Here is a 16,065-nt window from a genome sequence, read left to right as displayed (position 1 = left end):
GGCTTACACCTTTTCCCTGACCGGGGCCGGTGTGGCGTAGGGAACTTCCGTCTGGCCATAACGGCGCACGCGAATATTGGCCTGCTCGGCATGTCCGGCGAACCCTTCCAGCAGCGACAGACGGGAACAATAGCTGCCGATTTCGGCAGTGGCTTCGTCGCTGAGGACTTTCTGGAAGGTGCAGGTTTTCATGAACTTGCCCACCCACAGGCCGCCGGTATAACGTGCGGCTTTCTGCGTGGGCAGGGTGTGGTTGGTGCCGATCACCTTATCGCCGTAGGCCACGTTAGTACGCGGTCCAAGGAACAGCGCGCCGTAATTGGTCAGGTTAGCCAGGAACCAGTCGTCCCGGTCGGTCATCACCTGAACATGTTCGGAAGCGATACGATCTGCCTCCAGCAGCATCTCTTCGTGGCTGTCGCAGACGATGATTTCCCCGTAGTCCTGCCACGACTGGCGGGCAATGTCGGCGGTAGGGAGCTTTTCCAGCAGCCGTTCCACTTCGCTGAGCGTCTCTTTGGCAAGTTGAAGCGAGTTCGTCAGCAGGATGGCAGGGGTGGTGACGCCGTGTTCGGCCTGGCCCAGCAGGTCCGTGGCGCACATTTCCGCGTCAACAGTGTCATCGGCAATCACCAGCGTTTCCGTCGGACCGGCAAACAGATCGATACCTACCCGGCCGAACAGCTGGCGTTTGGCCTCCGCGACGAAGGCGTTACCGGGCCCGACCAGCATGTCGACCGGTGCCAGCGAGTCCGTGCCCAGCGCCATGGCGCCTATCGCCTGAATGCCGCCAAGGGCATAGATTCCGTTGCGCCAGCCATTTTTTGCGCCGCGACAATCGCCGGGGCGGGCTGACCGTTAAACGGCGGGGCACAGCTGATGATTCTTGAACACCCCGCCACGCTGGCAGTGATGATCGACATGTGCGCGGAGGCGAGCAGGGGATATTTTCCGCCAGGCACGTAACATCCTACGGCGTTAATCGGAATATTTTTATGTCCGAGGATCACCCCGGGACGCGTTTCAATTTCCAGGTCCCGCAGACATTCTTTCTGCGCGCGGGCAAAATTCGCCACCTGCTGTTGGGCAAATTCAATATCCTGAATATCCTGGCGGCTTAACTGTTTTATGCAGCGGTCAATCTCCGCGGACGTCAGACGATAATCCTGACGGTCATAACGATCGAATTTAATGGATAATTCGCGAATGGCTTTATTTCCGCGTTTTTCAATATCCGCAAGTATTTGTTCAACCGTTTCCCTTATTTGCTGGTTGGCTTGCTGGCGCTCTTCGGTAGATTTACCGGTTTTTAATTTCCAGGACACTCGCTTCTCCTTACCTTTTTCAGATGTCAGTTGTCCTCCCGGCGAGCCGGGAAAGGGTGTTTACTTCAGAAAGAGTTATTGATCCGGCGCGGCAGCGTACGCACCGTTTTTTAATAATTGGGCTGAGGTTTGCGTTTTACGGGCATATACCCATCGAGCGGACAGCGGCGTGGCAATAGCGGCCACAACGGAAAGGGCGGCAATCAATATATAACCGGACGACAGGTTAATATGTTGCATCATTACTCCCATCATTACCGGCCCGACAAACATGCCGCAGGAATAAATGGTCTGGAATAGTCCCATTCGCGTGGATTGTTCATCAGACGAGGTATTCACTACGCTGAGCGACATGAATGCGGCAAAGGCCATACCGAACGAGAACCCCGCCAGCGCCTGCCACAGGTAAATCACATAGATATTGCTGGTAAAGGGAATGCCGAAAGTGGAAATCACCTGTAAAACGATGCCGAGCACGGCGGTTTTTACCAGCCCAAGGCGCTGATAAAACACCGAGCTGCACAGGGCGATGGCCAGCCCGTAAAAAAGAAGGTGAATGTTACCCAGCAGCGCGAGGATCCCCGCCCGGGCGCCAAGCTGCTCGGCATAGACCGGCGTCAGCGTGTCGCGGGTGGCGAAGGGCACCAGAATGACGACGGTCGCCAGGATGCCAATCAGCCAGACGGAACGGTCGGCCAGCTGCTGGCGCGCGCCGGTAATGCAGGCTTTAAGCGTGGGGGCCTGAACCGGGTCGTGCACGTCCTGAATGCGGGTCGTCAGGAATAACGCCACCAGGGCGGAGATGCAGGAGACAAAAAAGGCGATGTTATTGGCGAAATAGTGAATCAGCACCGCGCCAATACAGTTACCGAGAAACACGCCGATGGGCCCTGCCAGCGCCAGCAGCGCGACGGCGGCAGGCGCTTCGTTGCGACCGAAGTAACGCATGAACAGGATGTTGTACAGCACCCAGGTCGCCGCCGTGACACCGTCTGCCGCTTTCGCCAGATACAGCGTAATGGCGTTGGGTTCAAGCCAGGCAATCGGCCAGGCGATAATTGGCAGCAGCAGGCCAATCTGGATGAAGATCCTGCGGCTTTTAACCACGTCGGAAATAATGCCTAACGGGAAGCGTATCAGAAGGGTTGCCAGACCGGACGCGCCCATGATGATGCCCATGATCTGTGGCTCAATGCCCTGGTTGATCATCATGGGGGCCAGGAATGCATCAATGCTATGAATGCAGATAAAGAACAGGATGCTGATGATGAAAAAGAGCCGGGCTTCCCGACGGCGTAACAGTGCTTGAAACATGGTTTTGAACCTCTTAAGAATTAATGGGTTATAACCAGTCAGGGACGACGTTTACCGGTTCAATCCTTTGGGCGACTCCTGTTCTCTCCGGTACCATTGACGGTATGAAAACTCTTTGCATACGTATTCAAGATTTGAAGTTACGAAAAGGTTTCACATTTGTAAAGTGATCTCGATCTTGTTGTGAGAATTTTAATTTTTTGTGTTGCATACGCATGCAAAGGTGGTGTAAGTATAAAAAACACCCACTTGCTGAGGCGTTTGAAGCACGCGCAAATGGGCAGGACGTTGATAAGGAATCAGGGGTAATGAAACGTAAGACTTTTGCAGCAGTCACATCCCAACAGGTCGCTCAGCTGGCGGGGGTATCGCAATCTGCGGTGTCGCGAACGTTCACGCCGGGGGCCAGCATTTCACCGGCAACGCGTGAAAAAGTGCTGAAGGCAGCGCGCGAGCTGGGCTATCGCCCGAATGCGATCGCCCGTTCGCTCAACACGGCTCGTTCGCGCATTATCGGTGTCGTCATTTCTTACTTTGATAACCCCTTTTACTCGCAGGTGCTGGAGGCGCTGGCGCAAAAGCTGGATACGCTGAACTATCACCTGCTGCTGTTCGTTGGCGACCGGGAAGGTAACGTAGACCGTATTTTTGACCAGATTATGCAGTACCGGGTGGATGGCATTGTGCTGGCCTCGGTGACGCTGTCGCTGGAGTTATCCGAGGAGTGCCTTGCCGCCGGGATCCCGGTAGTGCTGTTTAACCGCAGCGAAGAGAGTGGCATGGCCTCCAGCGTCAACAGTAATAACGAAGCGGCCGCGCGGCAGATTGCCGAGTTTCTGCTGGCGGGGGAGCACAAGCGTTTTGCCTACGTGGGCGGCGTGGCCGATTCCCCGGTCAATATCGCCCGCCAGCGCGGGTTCATTTCCACGCTGGAAGAACATGGCATCACCGATGTCCGGGTGGTGCACGGGAATTACGACGCTCAGCAAACCACCCGGGCAGCCTATACCCTGTTTTCGACGTCGCCAGCGCCGGATGCGGTCTTTGTCGCCAACGATCATATGGCCGTCACGGTAATGGATGTGGCGCGCTATGAGTTTGGTTTGCGCATTCCGGAGGAGGTCTCCGTTGTCGGCTATGACGACATCGGCCCTTCCGGCTGGCCCTCTTATGCGTTGACCTCGGCGTCGCAGCCGGTCGGCGCGATGGTGGATGCCACGGTGGAACTGTTAATGAAGCAAATTGACAGCGGAACCATAGAGCCTGAACAGATTACGGTGCCCGGTACGCTGGTGATACGCCACTCGGCGCGTCGCCCACGCAGCGGCGTTATCGAAACCAATGGTTTAACGCTATTCCAGTCTAAGGAGCGCACATGACCAGATTGCGGGGCTTCAGCCCTCAATTCGACTCTATCCAGCAGTTCATTTTGACGCTGACGCACGTGGTGTGGGAGCAGAAAGATATCGGCCAGCTGGCGGATTTTTACGCCACGCCGGTGGTTTTCACTACCCCCGAAAAACAGCTGCATGAGCTTTCCCAGTTTATGCGCCTGACGCTTGAGGCGATGCACAGCTTCCCGCAGCGAGCGGTGCTGACGGAGGATATTCTGTGCAGCCAGAACCCGGGGGACGAGTACTATGCGGCGCAGCGTACCGTAGCCCGCATTCAGCACCAGGGGGAGGGATTTTTTGGCCCGCCGACCGGGAAAAATGTCTGGGTCCGCACCTGGGCCGATCGCATCTGTGTTGATGGTGCCGTACGCCAGGAGTGGCTGCTTCAGGATCGTGCCGCGATTGTGGCGCAACTGGGGCTGGATGTCCGCGACTTTGCTTTTAACCTGGCGACCATGCGCCAGCAGCTTGGGCTGGAATCTGTGTCTGCTGAGACGCTGGACGCCCGCTGGGCGGGTGGGCCTGAGGGCGACGACGTGGAAGGGGCGCTGGCCGGGGTCGTTGAGCGCTACTTAACGATGTGGGCGGGCGGTAACAGCGGCGTGGTGCCCGGTCTCTATCACCCGGCGGCGACGCTGTACGCGCCGGGGCACTGCCTCTGCACCGGCGAACAGGAAATTGGCGCACAGCTTTCCGGTTATCGCGCTTCATTTGCCGACAGCGAAACGCAGCTTCATCACCTGATTGTGCGTAAAGATCCTAATGAGCCGATTCGACTTTCATTGCGCTGGTCGTTGTTAACCTGGCATGACGGTTACGGCAAATTTGGTGCGCCGACCCGTAAACCCATATCAATTACCGGTATCAGCCAGCTTGAATTACGTGATGGTTTAATTTTCCGTGAATATCTGGGGATCGATGAATTAGCGATTTGGTCGCAAATATTTAATTAATGGGGCGGCAGCCCCCTTATTCCGGCTGCAAAAAATAACCGTGTTTAATTCACCCTCACTTACGGGTGCGGGTTCTTATTGTCTGAAAACAGAGCAGGAGTTTATATGTCTTCCACCGAAGCAACAAATAAAGCACCAGCCGTACCCGAAAAAAGCAGCGTGAAATCGCTGAAAGAGGAACCTGTATTACAGGTGGAGCGTCGTGATTTTGTCGATCTGGTACCGGAAAAAAGACCGCGCGTGCAATCATTACGCGGCTTTGATGACTGCTATACCGATATTGTCGATTATATCGTTCGCTGCACCCATAAAATATGGGACGAGCGCGATGTTGGCTTAATTTATTCTCACTATACCCATAACTGCGTGCTGTATAACGCGCTGGGGACACTCTATAACCGCGAACAGGTGGTGCAGGATACGCTGCAACGCTTAATTGCCTTCCCGGAACGGCGCGGAATGGCAACCCAGGTTATCTGGAACGGAAATGATGTTGACGGTTTTTATACCTCTCACCTGGTGACGGGAAGCGGGCGGCATACCCAGCACAGCCATTTAGGTAAGCCGACGAACCGTACGTTTGTGACGCGTACCGTGGCGGATTGCATGATCCACGAGAATAAAATTTATCGGGAGTGGGTGGTCAGCGACAATATGTCACTGATGAAACAGCTTGGCCTGAATACCGATCAAATCGCATTTAATATGGCAAAGGAGCAGTTCGATAAAGGCTTCCGCGTGATGGACATCGGCGAAAACGGCCGCATGCTGGGGCAATATCCGCCGGAGATGGAGTGCGATGTTTCCATTGCGCACACCGATACGGAGGAGCAGTGCCTGCGCTGGCTGCATGAGATCTACAACCGCCGGATGTTTGGCAAGATCAAAGAAGTGTATGCGCCTAACGTACAGTGGCACGGTCCGCTGATGAAAGAGCTGTACGGCACCGCGGCGGTAACCCATCAGACGCTGGCGCTGGTGGGGATGATCCCTGACGGCGCGTGGCTGCCGCAGCATATTTGTTCCAACCCGTGCGATGAAGGCGGCGTCAAAGTGGCCGTACGCTGGATTATCGAAGGACATCACCTGGGTTACGGCGAACTCGGCAAGCCGACCGGAGAACGACTGTTCGTGATGGGCATGTCGCACTACCACATCGTCAACGGAAAAATTGTTGATGAGTGGGTGGTTTATGACCATCTGGCGCTGCTGGCGCAGATCAAACTCGGCCAGATGGAGGACGCGTAAATGTTAAATCAGGTGAGCTGGATTAAGCGCCCGCAGGGGCAGGATGCGCAGGCCGATCGTTCCCTGACGGAGAAGGTCAGCGCCATTATCGAGCGCGTGAAAGCCGAGGGCGATACGGCGCTAAGAGCCTTTTCGCAGCAGTTTGATCATGTCGTACCGGCGCAGTTTGAGGTGAGCGAGCAGGAGATTGCCGAAGCACTGGAGGGGATGGATGCCCAGACGCGCCGCGACAGTGAGTTTGCCATTAATCAGGTGCGTCGTTTTGCGCAGGCGCAGCTGGCGACCATGCTGCCGCTGGAGGTAGAGACGCTGCCTGGCGTGCATCTCGGTCACCGGATCATCCCGGTGCAGACGGTGGGCTGCTACGTGCCGGGCGGACGGTATCCGATTCTCTCCGCACCCGTGATGTCGATTGTTCCTGCGACGGTGGCGGGCTGTGAACAGATTATCGCCTGTCTGCCCCCGGGCGCGCATCCGGCGATGATTGCCGTTTGCCATCTGGCGGGCGCGCACCGCATTTTCAAAGTTGGCGGCGCGCAGGCCATTGCGGCTATGGCCTGGGGAACGGAGAGCATCCCGTCGGTGGACAAAATCGTTGGGCCAGGCAACGCCTTCGTTAACGAAGCGAAACGCCAGGTGTTTGGTCGAGTCGGCATTGATGCCCTCGCCGGGCCGAGCGAGATTTTTACTATCGCCGACGACAGCGCCGACCCGCGCATTCTGGCCGCCGATATGCTGGCGCAGGCAGAGCACGATATTCATACCCGCGTCGGGCTGGCGACAACCAACCGGGATATCGCTGAGCGTACCCTGGCGGAGGTTGAGCGTCAGCTTGCCAGCCTGCCAACGGCCGCCACGGCGGGCGAGGCGTGGCGTCGGCAGGGTGAAATTGTGCTCTGCGAAGATGAAGCGCAGCTGATTGCGTTTGCTGACCATATGGCGACGGAGCATTTGCAGGTGCATACCCGCGATCCGCACGCGACGGCAGCGAAGATCCGCAACTATGGCTCGCTGTTTATTGGTCAGAACGCCAGCGTGGTGTTCTCCGATAAATGCTGCGGCACCAATCATACGTTACCGACGATGGCGGCGGCACGCTATACCGGCGGTCTGTGGGTAGGGGCATACGTCAAAATCTGTACCCATCAGTGGATTGACGAGCAGGGTATCCCGGCAATCGCAGAACCGGCGATCCGCCAGAGCCGTACCGAGGGGATGCAGGGGCACCGACGGGCGGCGGAAATTCGTCTGCGTCCGCAGGACATTGATGCCATTACTACCGGCATGCGGGACTAAAACGTATCCCGGGCAGCCTTCTGCCCGGTTTTCAGCACGGGGAGCCTGAGACTATGAAGCGCCTGATACCGCCAGACGACTGTCCGGAGGAAATTGCCCGCCGTCTCGACGTCATACAGCAGCACCGGGCGCTCAACGCGATCCTCGGGGTTAACCCTGACGCCATGTCTCAGGCGGAACAGCATCAGCAGCAGCGTCGGCGTGGAGAGCCGATCGGCCCCCTGCACGGCGTGCCGCTGATCGTCAAAGATAATATTGCCTGCGCGCCGATGCCGATCACCCTTGGCTGCCGTGCGCTGGCCTCACTTAACGCGACAGCGGATGCTCGGGTCGTGCAGCGATTGCGCAGAGCGGGGGCGATTATTCTTGCCAGGGCCAATATGTCCGAGTTCGCGTTCGATGTGCGCTCGCGTAGCTCGCTGGGGGGTGATGTGGCGAATCCACTTTGCCCGACACTCACCGCCGGAGGTTCCAGCGGAGGATGCGCCGCGGCGGTGGCGGCTGGAATGGCGGATGGCGCATTGGGTACCGATACCGGCGGCTCTATCCGCATTCCCTGTAGCTATACCGGGCTGGTGGGGCTACGGCCTGCCTTTCGCCGTTCACAGCTGGACGGCGTGGCGCCGCTCTCGCCCAGCAAAGATACCGTTGGGCCAATGGTACATAGCGTTGAGGATGCCGCCTTGCTGCATGCGGTGATCCATGGCCTGCCGCCGGTTGCGCTTCCTGTGCGTTCGCTGAAAGGCGTTCGCTTTGGCGTGGTGACCGCGTTACAGGGAGAGGATGAGGTACAGCTGGAGGTCTGGCAGTCGGCGCTGCACACGTTGCGCCGTGCCGGAGCGACGCTGGTGGAAGTTTCACTCCCCTTTCTTGAAGAGGTGAGGCAGGCCACCTGCCTCAGTCTGTATGAATTTCGCGTGGCGATTGACGACTGGCTTAGCAAACAGCCTGGCGCTCCCTCCGGACTGACAAGCATTGTGGACTCCGGCGCTTTCCTGCCAGAGTTTGCGCCGTTTCTACGTCAGATGCTGGCGAGTAACACGCTGAGAACCCCGCTCTGGCTGGCGGGGCGTCGCTTTCAGCGCCTGTTGCGGCAGAACCTTTGCCAGGTGGCGGAGGTGCAGCGCATCGACGGATTTGTGTATCCCACCGTACAACGATTACCAGAAAGTATGGCGAAGATGCCGCCAGGCTGCGCGCCGGAACTGGCCGCCATCAGCGGCCTGCCTGCCATTACGTTGCCCTGTGGCGTAAGCCGTATCGGGCTGCCGGTAGGGATGGAGATGTTATCGGCGCAGGAGGATGAGACGATGCTGATGACGCTGGCGCTGGCATGTGAGGGGGCGCTGGGCGGGATAAATGAGGTGCTGAGGTTTAAGGCAGGATATCGCCAGAGCGGTACCGTTTGTCAGAACCTCTCTTAAGGCGCCGATGGCCCCTTGCCGCGATACCTTATTGTGATTTCATTTTTCAGTATTGTCAGCGGCGGCGTCATTTCGCCGCGCGCTACCGACTGATACTCAAAGCGAAAGGGGCCCGCGGCCGGGAAACCCGCTGGCAACGGGATTTCGCCCGCCAGTTCCCTGAGCATCAGACAGCGCAGGTTGTTACAGACGCGAATGCGAAAGCCCGGCGGCGTGGGGCCGTCCGGTGTAATCTTCCACAGCAGATGCGTCGGCGTAACCCCTTTCGGAAGGGGGGCGGCGGGCTGAACTGGACGACTTTTCAGTACCTGCTTGCCGCGCGACAGCGTGCCGCCAAAACTATGGCTGCTCCATGAACCGTCCGCAGCAAACGCCGGTGGCGCAAGCAGCAGAACAAGCAAGGCGGCTCTTATCACGATTTACCTCCAATGAGATACGTCATTCTCACGTTGCGCTGAGTGTTTATCTCCTGGCTGGAGAGCACTGCAAGCTGAGGGAAGATGCGACGAAGATAGCGGGACAGCATCAAACGCAGCGCCGGGTTCACCAGCAGAACCGGCGGCGCACCCAGCGCTTCCTGATGCTGCAACGCCTGCTCGGTCTGTTTCATTAAATTCTCGGCAATTCCCGGCTCGATAGCGCTTCCGCTCTGGGTTGCCTGTACCAGCAACTGCTCAAGTGACATATCAAGGCCGATTATTTGGATATCGTCGTCGCCAGGGAACCACTGCTGCGTAATCGCCCGGGAGAGGCGAGCGCGCACGCGGGCCGTCAGCTCGTCAGCGTCAGACTGAGGAGTGGCATACTCAGCCAGCGTGTCGATGATGGTCCGCATATCGCGGATCGGCACGCGCTCGGAGAGCAGATTTTGCAGTACTTTGTGCAGCGTGGTCAGGCTGATTACCCCGGGGATCAAATCCTCTATCAGCTTCGGCGACTGTTTGGTGAGCTGGTCAAGCAGCTGCTGCGCCTCCTGGCGACCGAAAAGTTCGTCCGTGTGGGTGCTGATAAGGTGGTTCAGGTGCGTAGCGACGACGGAACATGGATCGACTACGGTATAGCCCAGCGTCTGCGCCAGCTCGCGATGGACTTCATCGATCCATAGAGCGGGAAGTCCAAAGGTTGGTTCTTTACAGGGCGTACCGGGCACTTCTCCCTCTGCACAGCCTGGATCGATCGCCATCCAGCGATCGGGCTGGACCTCGCCTTTACCAATCGTCACCCCTTTTAGCAGAATACGATAGTGAGTCGGCGGCAGGTCGAGATTATCGCGAATATGAACTGCTGGCGGCAGAAAGCCCATCTGCTGCGCGAACTTCTTACGAATACCCCGTACGCGGGTTAACAGCTGGCCCTGCTGTTCATGATCGACCATAGGGATCAGTCGATAGCCAACCTCCAGCCCCAGTACATCTTCCATCTGTACGTCAGACCATGTCGCTTCATTAACCTGCGCCACGTCAGCTTCAGCTCGGGTAGGGGCGGAGGGGGCGGCGCCCGTTTTTTTCGCCTTACCTTCCTGGCCCCGCAGCCACCATGCAATGCCTAAAAGTGAGGAGGTAAAGAGTAAAAAGACCAGATTGGGCATGCCTGGGATTAGCCCCAGCAAACCAATTACGGCCGCAGAGAGGGCAAGCACGCGAGGCGAGGTAAACAGCTGGCCGACCATCTGCTCGCCTACGTCCTGCTCGTTGACCACACGCGTTACAACGACACCTGCCGCGGTGGAGATCACAAGACCAGGGATCTGCGCAACCAGGCCGTCACCGATGGTCAACAGCGTGTAGGCTTCTCCCGCTGCGCTGAGGCTCATATCATGCTGCATTACGCCGATAATCAGGCCACCGATAATGTTTATTGCCATGATCAGCAGGCCTGCGATGGCATCGCCACGAACAAATTTGCTCGCACCGTCCATGGAGCCGTAAAAATCTGCCTCCTGAGTCACCTCTTTTCGACGGCGCTTGGCCTCCTCCTCGCCGATCAGACCGGCGTTCAGGTCGGCATCGATTGCCATTTGTTTACCGGGCATACCGTCAAGGGTAAAGCGAGCGCCCACTTCTGCAATACGCCCGGCCCCCTTGGTGATGACCATAAAGTTTATAATTATCAATATGATAAAAACGACGATGCCGATGGCAAAGTTGCCGCCTACCAGGAAGTGGCCGAACGCTTCGATGACCTGGCCCGCGGCGTCAGCGCCGTTATGGCCGTGCATCAGGATAACGCGCGTTGAGGCGACGTTTAGCGCCAGGCGAAGCAGCGTTGAGAAGAGCAGTACCGTCGGGAAGGCGGAAAACTCCAGCGTATTCTGGGTAAACATGGCGACCAGAAGGATCATGATCGCCAGTACAATATTAAAGGTAAACAGCAAGTCCAACACGAAGGTTGGCAGCGGCAGGATCATCATCGCAAGGATCGTCATGATCAGGACTGGACCGGCCAGTACCTGCCACTGGGTCTCCTTGATGCCGGGCAAACGTAATTTGGTGGCGATATTAGCCATTACTCTTTACTCTCTTGTGCAAAATCGAGCGCCGGGGGAACCGGCAAATCTTTAGGTTCTGTTGGGCGCAAGCCAAAGCCTTTACGCCACCGGCGCAGGCTATATACCCAGGCCAGGACTTCGGCAACAGCGTTATATAATTCACCGGGCACCGGCTGACCCGGCTCGCAGTGCCGGTAAAGCGCACGCGCCAGCGGTGGCGCTTCCAGCATCGGAACCCGATTTTCTTCAGCCATCTCGCGGATGCGCAGGGCAATAAGTCCACTGCCGCTTGCGACGACGATCGGTGCGCCCATGGTGCCTTCCTGGTACTTCAGCGCCACGGAATAGTGGGTCGGGTTGTTGACGACCACATCGGCGGTGGGCACCTCGGCCATCATGCGGCTTTGTGCCATCTGGCGCTGAATCTGCCTGACGCGACCCTTAATGTGCGGGTCACCTTCCTGGTTTTTAAATTCATCCTTTATCTCCTGGCGGCTCATTCTCAGCTTCTTAAAGTTGCTCCAGAGCTGATAAATCACGTCGAAGGCCACCATGGGGATCAGTGACAAAATCACGTACAGCATGCAGCCAATCAGCAGGTTGCTGATGTCGTTTAGCGCGCCGCCCAACGGTTCATACATTAGATTGATGAACCTGCTTTTATTGAGCAGTAAAAACAGTCCTCCCCCCGTGGCGGCCAACAGCACCTTGAGGATGCTTTTGATCATCTCTGATACCATTTGGGCAGAGAAAAGACGCTTGATACCGGTGACGGGATTAAGTTTTTTAAGATTAACCTTTAGCGCCTTACTGCTTGCGTTCAGGCCGCCGATAATCGACGGTGCCGTTATTGCGGTCACGTACAGCCCGCCGGCGAAGGGCAGAATGGCGAGAAAAGCCATGCTCAACAGCGAGGCTGCACGATGTAACATATTCTGCGGGTCGCGGATCAGCAGTCGATCAAAGGTCAACCCGTTGTGCAGAATAGATTCAAGCTGCGTCGCCAGATGGCTACCTGCGCCGACGATAAGCCCCCAGCCCACCAGAAGCATGGCAAGGGTGGTCAGCTCGCGCGAACGCGGAACCTGACCTTCCTCCCGCGCTTTCTGTTTTCGGTGGGGTGTGGGGTCTTCTGTTTTGTCGCTCTCGCTCTCTTCAGACATAGTGTTGGCCTGGGGTCATCAAAAGCCCAGCGACTCCAGCAGGTCATCCACCTGTTCCTGAGAGGCGACAATCCCGGCGACGCTGGTATCAATCTGCGGGCCGTTCTTGAGATGGGCGTCACCGCTCTGTTCGATACCCGCGTCACGTTCGCGCATGTTTTCAACCAGCACGCTGATCAGCTCGGTTTCGACGGTCTGAATCACCTGCATCAGGCTTTGTAGCACCTGGCCGGTGAGATCCTGGAAGTCTTGCGCCATCATTATTTCGGTGAGCTGTTGGTTGGTTTGCTGAGCGGTGGCCGGCACGTCCAGCAGAAAGGTACGTGTCTCTTTCACCAGTTCTCGCGCCTCGTCAAGCGGCTGTGGCTCTTCAAACCAGGCGTCCCACCGTTCAGTAAGCTTACCGGCATTTTCACCTAATCTTTCCTGGAGCGGTCGTGCCACCTCGACGGCCGTCAGCGCGCGATCGGCGGCCTGAGACGTTTTGCCAACAACGTAGTTGAGACGGTCACGCGTGTTGGGGAACGCGTCCGCGACTTCTTTAATGGCCTGCTCCAGGCCAAGATTTGCCATACTGTCGCGCAGCAGCCGGGTTAATTGACCGATACGCAAAAAGAGATCCTTTGGCGGTTCCGCGATCTCGCCAGGCTGAGTGGTCATAGTATTCACCCGAGTTTTTCAAAAATTTTGCCAAGCTTTTCTTCCAGCGTGGCGGCAGTAAACGGTTTAACGATGTAACCGTTGGCACCCGCCTGCGCGGCGGCGATAATGTTTTCGCGCTTTGCTTCCGCAGTAACCATCAGTACCGGCAGCTTTGACATCGCCGGGTCGAGGCGAATGGTTTTCAGCAGCTCAAGGCCATCAAGGTTGGGCATATTCCAGTCGCTCACAACGAAATCAAACTCACCGGCGCGCAGCTTGTTCAGCGCGTCCTGGCCATCTTCCGCCTCTTCAATATTTGAATAGCCCAGATCCTGAAGCAGGTTACGTACGATACGTCTCATGGTGGCAAAATCGTCCACCACCAAAAAACGCAGGTTTTTATCCGACATGTGTGTTCTCTCCTGAACGTCGTGGTTTATGGCTGAAACTTTCCAGCAGACGCTGGCTAATTTTATTGAGATCGACGATTTCTCGGGCAGCGCCAAGGGCAATCGCTTCGCGAGGCATACCGAACACCACGCAGCTCGCTTCGCTCTGAGCGAGAGTAAACGCGCCCGACTCCCGCAACGCCAGCAACCCACGTGCGCCGTCGGCTCCCATTCCGGTAAGGATGGCGGCGCTGGCATGTGCGCCCACCAGCTGTGCAACGGAGTTAAAGAGAACGTCTACCGACGGGCGATGACGGTTTACGGGGGGCGCGTCGGTCAGCCTGACGGCGTACCCTTTTCCGTGACGGACGATCTCCATATGCTTATCGCCGGGGGCGATCAATGCCGTACCCGGAAGTACCGGATCGCCGTCATCCGCTTCATGCACCTTTATCTGGCAAAGTGAATCAAGACGCTGGGCGAAGGAGCGGGTAAATCCAGCAGGCATATGCTGGGCGATGACGATACCGGGGACGCTGGCTGGCAGCGGCGTTAATACCTGGCGCAGCGCCTCCGTCCCGCCGGTCGAGGAGCCAATCGCCACAATGCTTTGCGGATCCACGGTAATGCCCCGCAGTATCGGCGAGGCCACTTCAGCCTGACGTCCCAGTTTTGCCTTCGCGGCAATGCGGATCTTCTCTGCGACCTGCACACCCCACAGTTCCAGATTTCCGGCGATACGCTGATCGGGTTTGGCCAGAAAATCGACGGCGCCGTGTTCCAGCGCGGCCATTGTCGCCTTCGAGCCTCGGGTGGTCATCGAGGAGATCATCACCACCGGCATTGGACGAAGGCGCATCAAACGGGAGAGAAACTCCAGCCCATCCATTTTCGGCATGTCGATATCCAGCGTCAGCACGTCGGGGTTCAACTGCTTAATCATCTCGCGTGCGATCAGCGGGTCTGGCGCGGTGCCGACCATCTCCATATCTGGCTGTTGATTGATCACTGCGCTCAGGATGTTGCGCATGAGCGCAGAATCATCAACTGTCAGCACCCGTATCCGTTTCACCGTAAGGCCTCCGTAAGTTCATACACCGACTGGCCGCGAAGCCTGAGTGGAATGTGCGGATGATTAAAATGTTCAGAGTGACCAACAAACAGCAGGCCGTCTGGCTTCAGCATGCGGGCAAAGCGCTCAAGCAGACGCTTCTGCGTCGGCGCATCGAAATAGATCATCACGTTGCGGCAAAAGATGGCGTCAAACGGTCCGGGCAGCGGCCAGCTGTTGTCCAGCAAGTTGAGCCGCTGATAGTGAATAGCGGCCAGCAGTTCTGGCTTTACCTTCACCCGATCGCTGTTCTCACCCGAGCCGCGCAAAAAATAGTGGCGTTTTTGCACCAGGGTCAGCGAGTGTAGGTCGGACATGCGGTATACCCCTGCCTCCGCTTTGGCCAGCACCTCGGTATCGATGTCAGAGGCCCAGACGCGTGGCCCTCCCGTCGCGCTCCCCAGAGTCTCGTCCAGCGTCATGGCGATGGAGCAAGGTTCTTCCCCGGTGGAAGCGGCAGTACACCAGACGCGGTAGCCGTTGGGCCGCTGACGGGCGTGTTCTGCGAGCACCGGGAAGTGGTAGGTTTCGCGAAAGAAAGAGGTCAGATTGGTTGTCAGCGCGTTGACAAAGTTCTGCCATTCCGGATGCTCGCTGTGGGATTCCAGAATGCTGATGTACTCAAGAAATGTGTCAATCCCCAGCGCCCGTAGCCGCCGTGATAAACGATTAAAAATCATCTCTCGTTTTTGTGCGTTGACTACAATCCCGGCGCGGCGATAGATCAGTTGCCCAATACGCTGTAATTCAGAATCGGATAACGTAAGCTTATTTGGCGATAAGCGCACGGGAATGTCTTTAAATTCACTCATAGACAGGGCGAGGCCTTATACCGGGGTATTCATGATTTCCTGGTAGGCACTGAGCATTTTATTGCGCGCTTGCACACCGAAGCTAAAAGAAATTGAGGACTTCTGCATTGCCAGCATTACGTCATTTAATCCAATATCGCTACTGCCAGACATCCACTGCTGCGTCATTTCTTTCGCGTTAACCTGAGTTTCATTAATTTCATTGATACTGTTGAATAAAATGTCAGAGAACGACGGCGTGTTTTTCAGCGCGGCAGGCTGGTTTCGGCTCATGCCGGCTATTTGCTGTGACTGAGTGTTAATTTGATCGAGTACGCCACGCATTAAAGTTGCTGACATTGTTGACTTCCTGAATTAATAAGAGAAAAGCATACATTTATTACATATCTTTTAAACGTTGATAGTTTAACACGTAGGCAAAATGGCCATAAAATCCAATAAGCGAACATTACTTTAAGCTTATTTATCCTTAAAAAATCGGCCTTTCAGACGATAATGCCCGCCTG

General features: G+C 56.7%; 14 protein-coding genes and 1 pseudogene. 5 read left to right on the top strand and 10 right to left on the bottom strand.

The features are described from left to right. Window positions 1–3 precede the first annotated feature (3 nt). Both hisD (L379_RS0124270) and L379_RS05955 read right to left on the bottom strand, forming a co-directional pair. Window positions 4–1,325: pseudogene (hisD, locus tag L379_RS0124270) on the bottom strand (histidinol dehydrogenase). Window positions 1,326–1,400: 75 nt separating this feature from the next. Continuing rightward, entirely contained in the window at window positions 1,401–2,639 is a 1,239-nt protein-coding gene (locus tag L379_RS05955; protein ID WP_023295299.1) for an MFS transporter, read from the bottom strand. A 308-nt stretch (window positions 2,640–2,947) separates the two neighbouring features. Between L379_RS05955 and L379_RS05960 the strand changes: the two genes are divergently transcribed. From L379_RS05960 to L379_RS05980, 5 genes are all read left to right on the top strand, one after another. Further along, complete coding sequence (locus tag L379_RS05960) at window positions 2,948–4,018, top strand: LacI family DNA-binding transcriptional regulator (protein ID WP_003862277.1); 1,071 nt, start codon at window positions 2,948–2,950, stop codon at window positions 4,016–4,018. After that, complete coding sequence (locus L379_RS05965) at window positions 4,015–4,986, top strand: nuclear transport factor 2 family protein (RefSeq protein ID WP_015571630.1); 972 nt, start codon at window positions 4,015–4,017, stop codon at window positions 4,984–4,986. Before L379_RS05960 ends, L379_RS05965 begins: the two co-directional genes overlap by 4 nt. Before the next feature lie 105 nt (window positions 4,987–5,091). Then, window positions 5,092–6,234, top strand: a complete 1,143-nt coding sequence (locus L379_RS05970; protein ID WP_015571629.1) for a nuclear transport factor 2 family protein — start codon at window positions 5,092–5,094, stop codon at window positions 6,232–6,234. After that, the gene (gene hisD / locus L379_RS05975) at window positions 6,235–7,530 is read left to right on the top strand and encodes a histidinol dehydrogenase (RefSeq protein ID WP_032654702.1); all 1,296 of its coding nucleotides are present in this window, start codon (window positions 6,235–6,237) and stop codon (window positions 7,528–7,530) included. 53 nt (window positions 7,531–7,583) lie between these two features. Beyond that, window positions 7,584–8,954: an amidase gene (locus L379_RS05980; RefSeq protein ID WP_032654699.1), complete on the top strand. Its 1,371-nt coding sequence runs from the start codon at window positions 7,584–7,586 to the stop codon at window positions 8,952–8,954. On the opposite strand, the gene L379_RS05985 is transcribed toward L379_RS05980, so the two are convergent. Genes L379_RS05985 through fliE form a run of 8 tightly spaced genes read right to left on the bottom strand, consistent with a single transcriptional unit; the run spans window position 8,951 to window position 15,898 of the window. Further along, window positions 8,951–9,370 carry a flagellar protein FlhE gene (locus tag L379_RS05985; RefSeq protein ID WP_023304283.1) on the bottom strand — a complete coding sequence of 140 codons (420 nt, stop codon included), beginning with the start codon at window positions 9,368–9,370 and terminating at the stop codon, window positions 8,951–8,953. The genes L379_RS05980 and L379_RS05985 overlap by 4 nt on opposite strands. Then, window positions 9,367–11,460 carry a flagellar biosynthesis protein FlhA gene (gene flhA / locus L379_RS05990; protein ID WP_032654696.1) on the bottom strand — a complete coding sequence of 698 codons (2,094 nt, stop codon included), beginning with the start codon at window positions 11,458–11,460 and terminating at the stop codon, window positions 9,367–9,369. Before flhA ends, L379_RS05985 begins: the two co-directional genes overlap by 4 nt. Then, window positions 11,460–12,605 carry a flagellar biosynthesis protein FlhB gene (flhB, locus tag L379_RS05995; RefSeq protein ID WP_015571625.1) on the bottom strand — a complete coding sequence of 382 codons (1,146 nt, stop codon included), beginning with the start codon at window positions 12,603–12,605 and terminating at the stop codon, window positions 11,460–11,462. Before flhB ends, flhA begins: the two co-directional genes overlap by 1 nt. Window positions 12,606–12,623: 18 nt before the next feature. After that, window positions 12,624–13,265 (bottom strand): protein phosphatase CheZ, encoded by a 642-nt coding sequence (gene cheZ / locus L379_RS06000; RefSeq protein WP_015571624.1) that lies wholly within the window; start codon window positions 13,263–13,265, stop codon window positions 12,624–12,626. A 5-nt stretch (window positions 13,266–13,270) separates the two neighbouring features. Beyond that, window positions 13,271–13,657 (bottom strand): chemotaxis response regulator CheY, encoded by a 387-nt coding sequence (gene cheY, locus L379_RS06005; RefSeq protein WP_015571623.1) that lies wholly within the window; start codon window positions 13,655–13,657, stop codon window positions 13,271–13,273. Further along, window positions 13,647–14,708: a protein-glutamate methylesterase/protein-glutamine glutaminase gene (locus L379_RS06010; RefSeq protein ID WP_017692814.1), complete on the bottom strand. Its 1,062-nt coding sequence runs from the start codon at window positions 14,706–14,708 to the stop codon at window positions 13,647–13,649. Before L379_RS06010 ends, cheY begins: the two co-directional genes overlap by 11 nt. Next, entirely contained in the window at window positions 14,705–15,559 is an 855-nt protein-coding gene (locus tag L379_RS06015) for a CheR family methyltransferase (RefSeq protein WP_015571622.1), read from the bottom strand. Before L379_RS06015 ends, L379_RS06010 begins: the two co-directional genes overlap by 4 nt. A 15-nt stretch (window positions 15,560–15,574) precedes the next feature. Continuing rightward, entirely contained in the window at window positions 15,575–15,898 is a 324-nt protein-coding gene (gene fliE / locus L379_RS06020; RefSeq protein ID WP_020480519.1) for a flagellar hook-basal body complex protein FliE, read from the bottom strand. Window positions 15,899–16,065 lie beyond the last annotated feature (167 nt).

Origin of the sequence: Enterobacter sp. MGH 33 (assembly GCF_000534535.1) — a bacterium.
Lineage (GTDB): Bacteria > Pseudomonadota > Gammaproteobacteria > Enterobacterales > Enterobacteriaceae > Enterobacter > Enterobacter hormaechei_C.
Note: the sequence above shows the minus strand (reverse complement) of the source record. Positions and strands in the feature narration are given on the sequence as shown.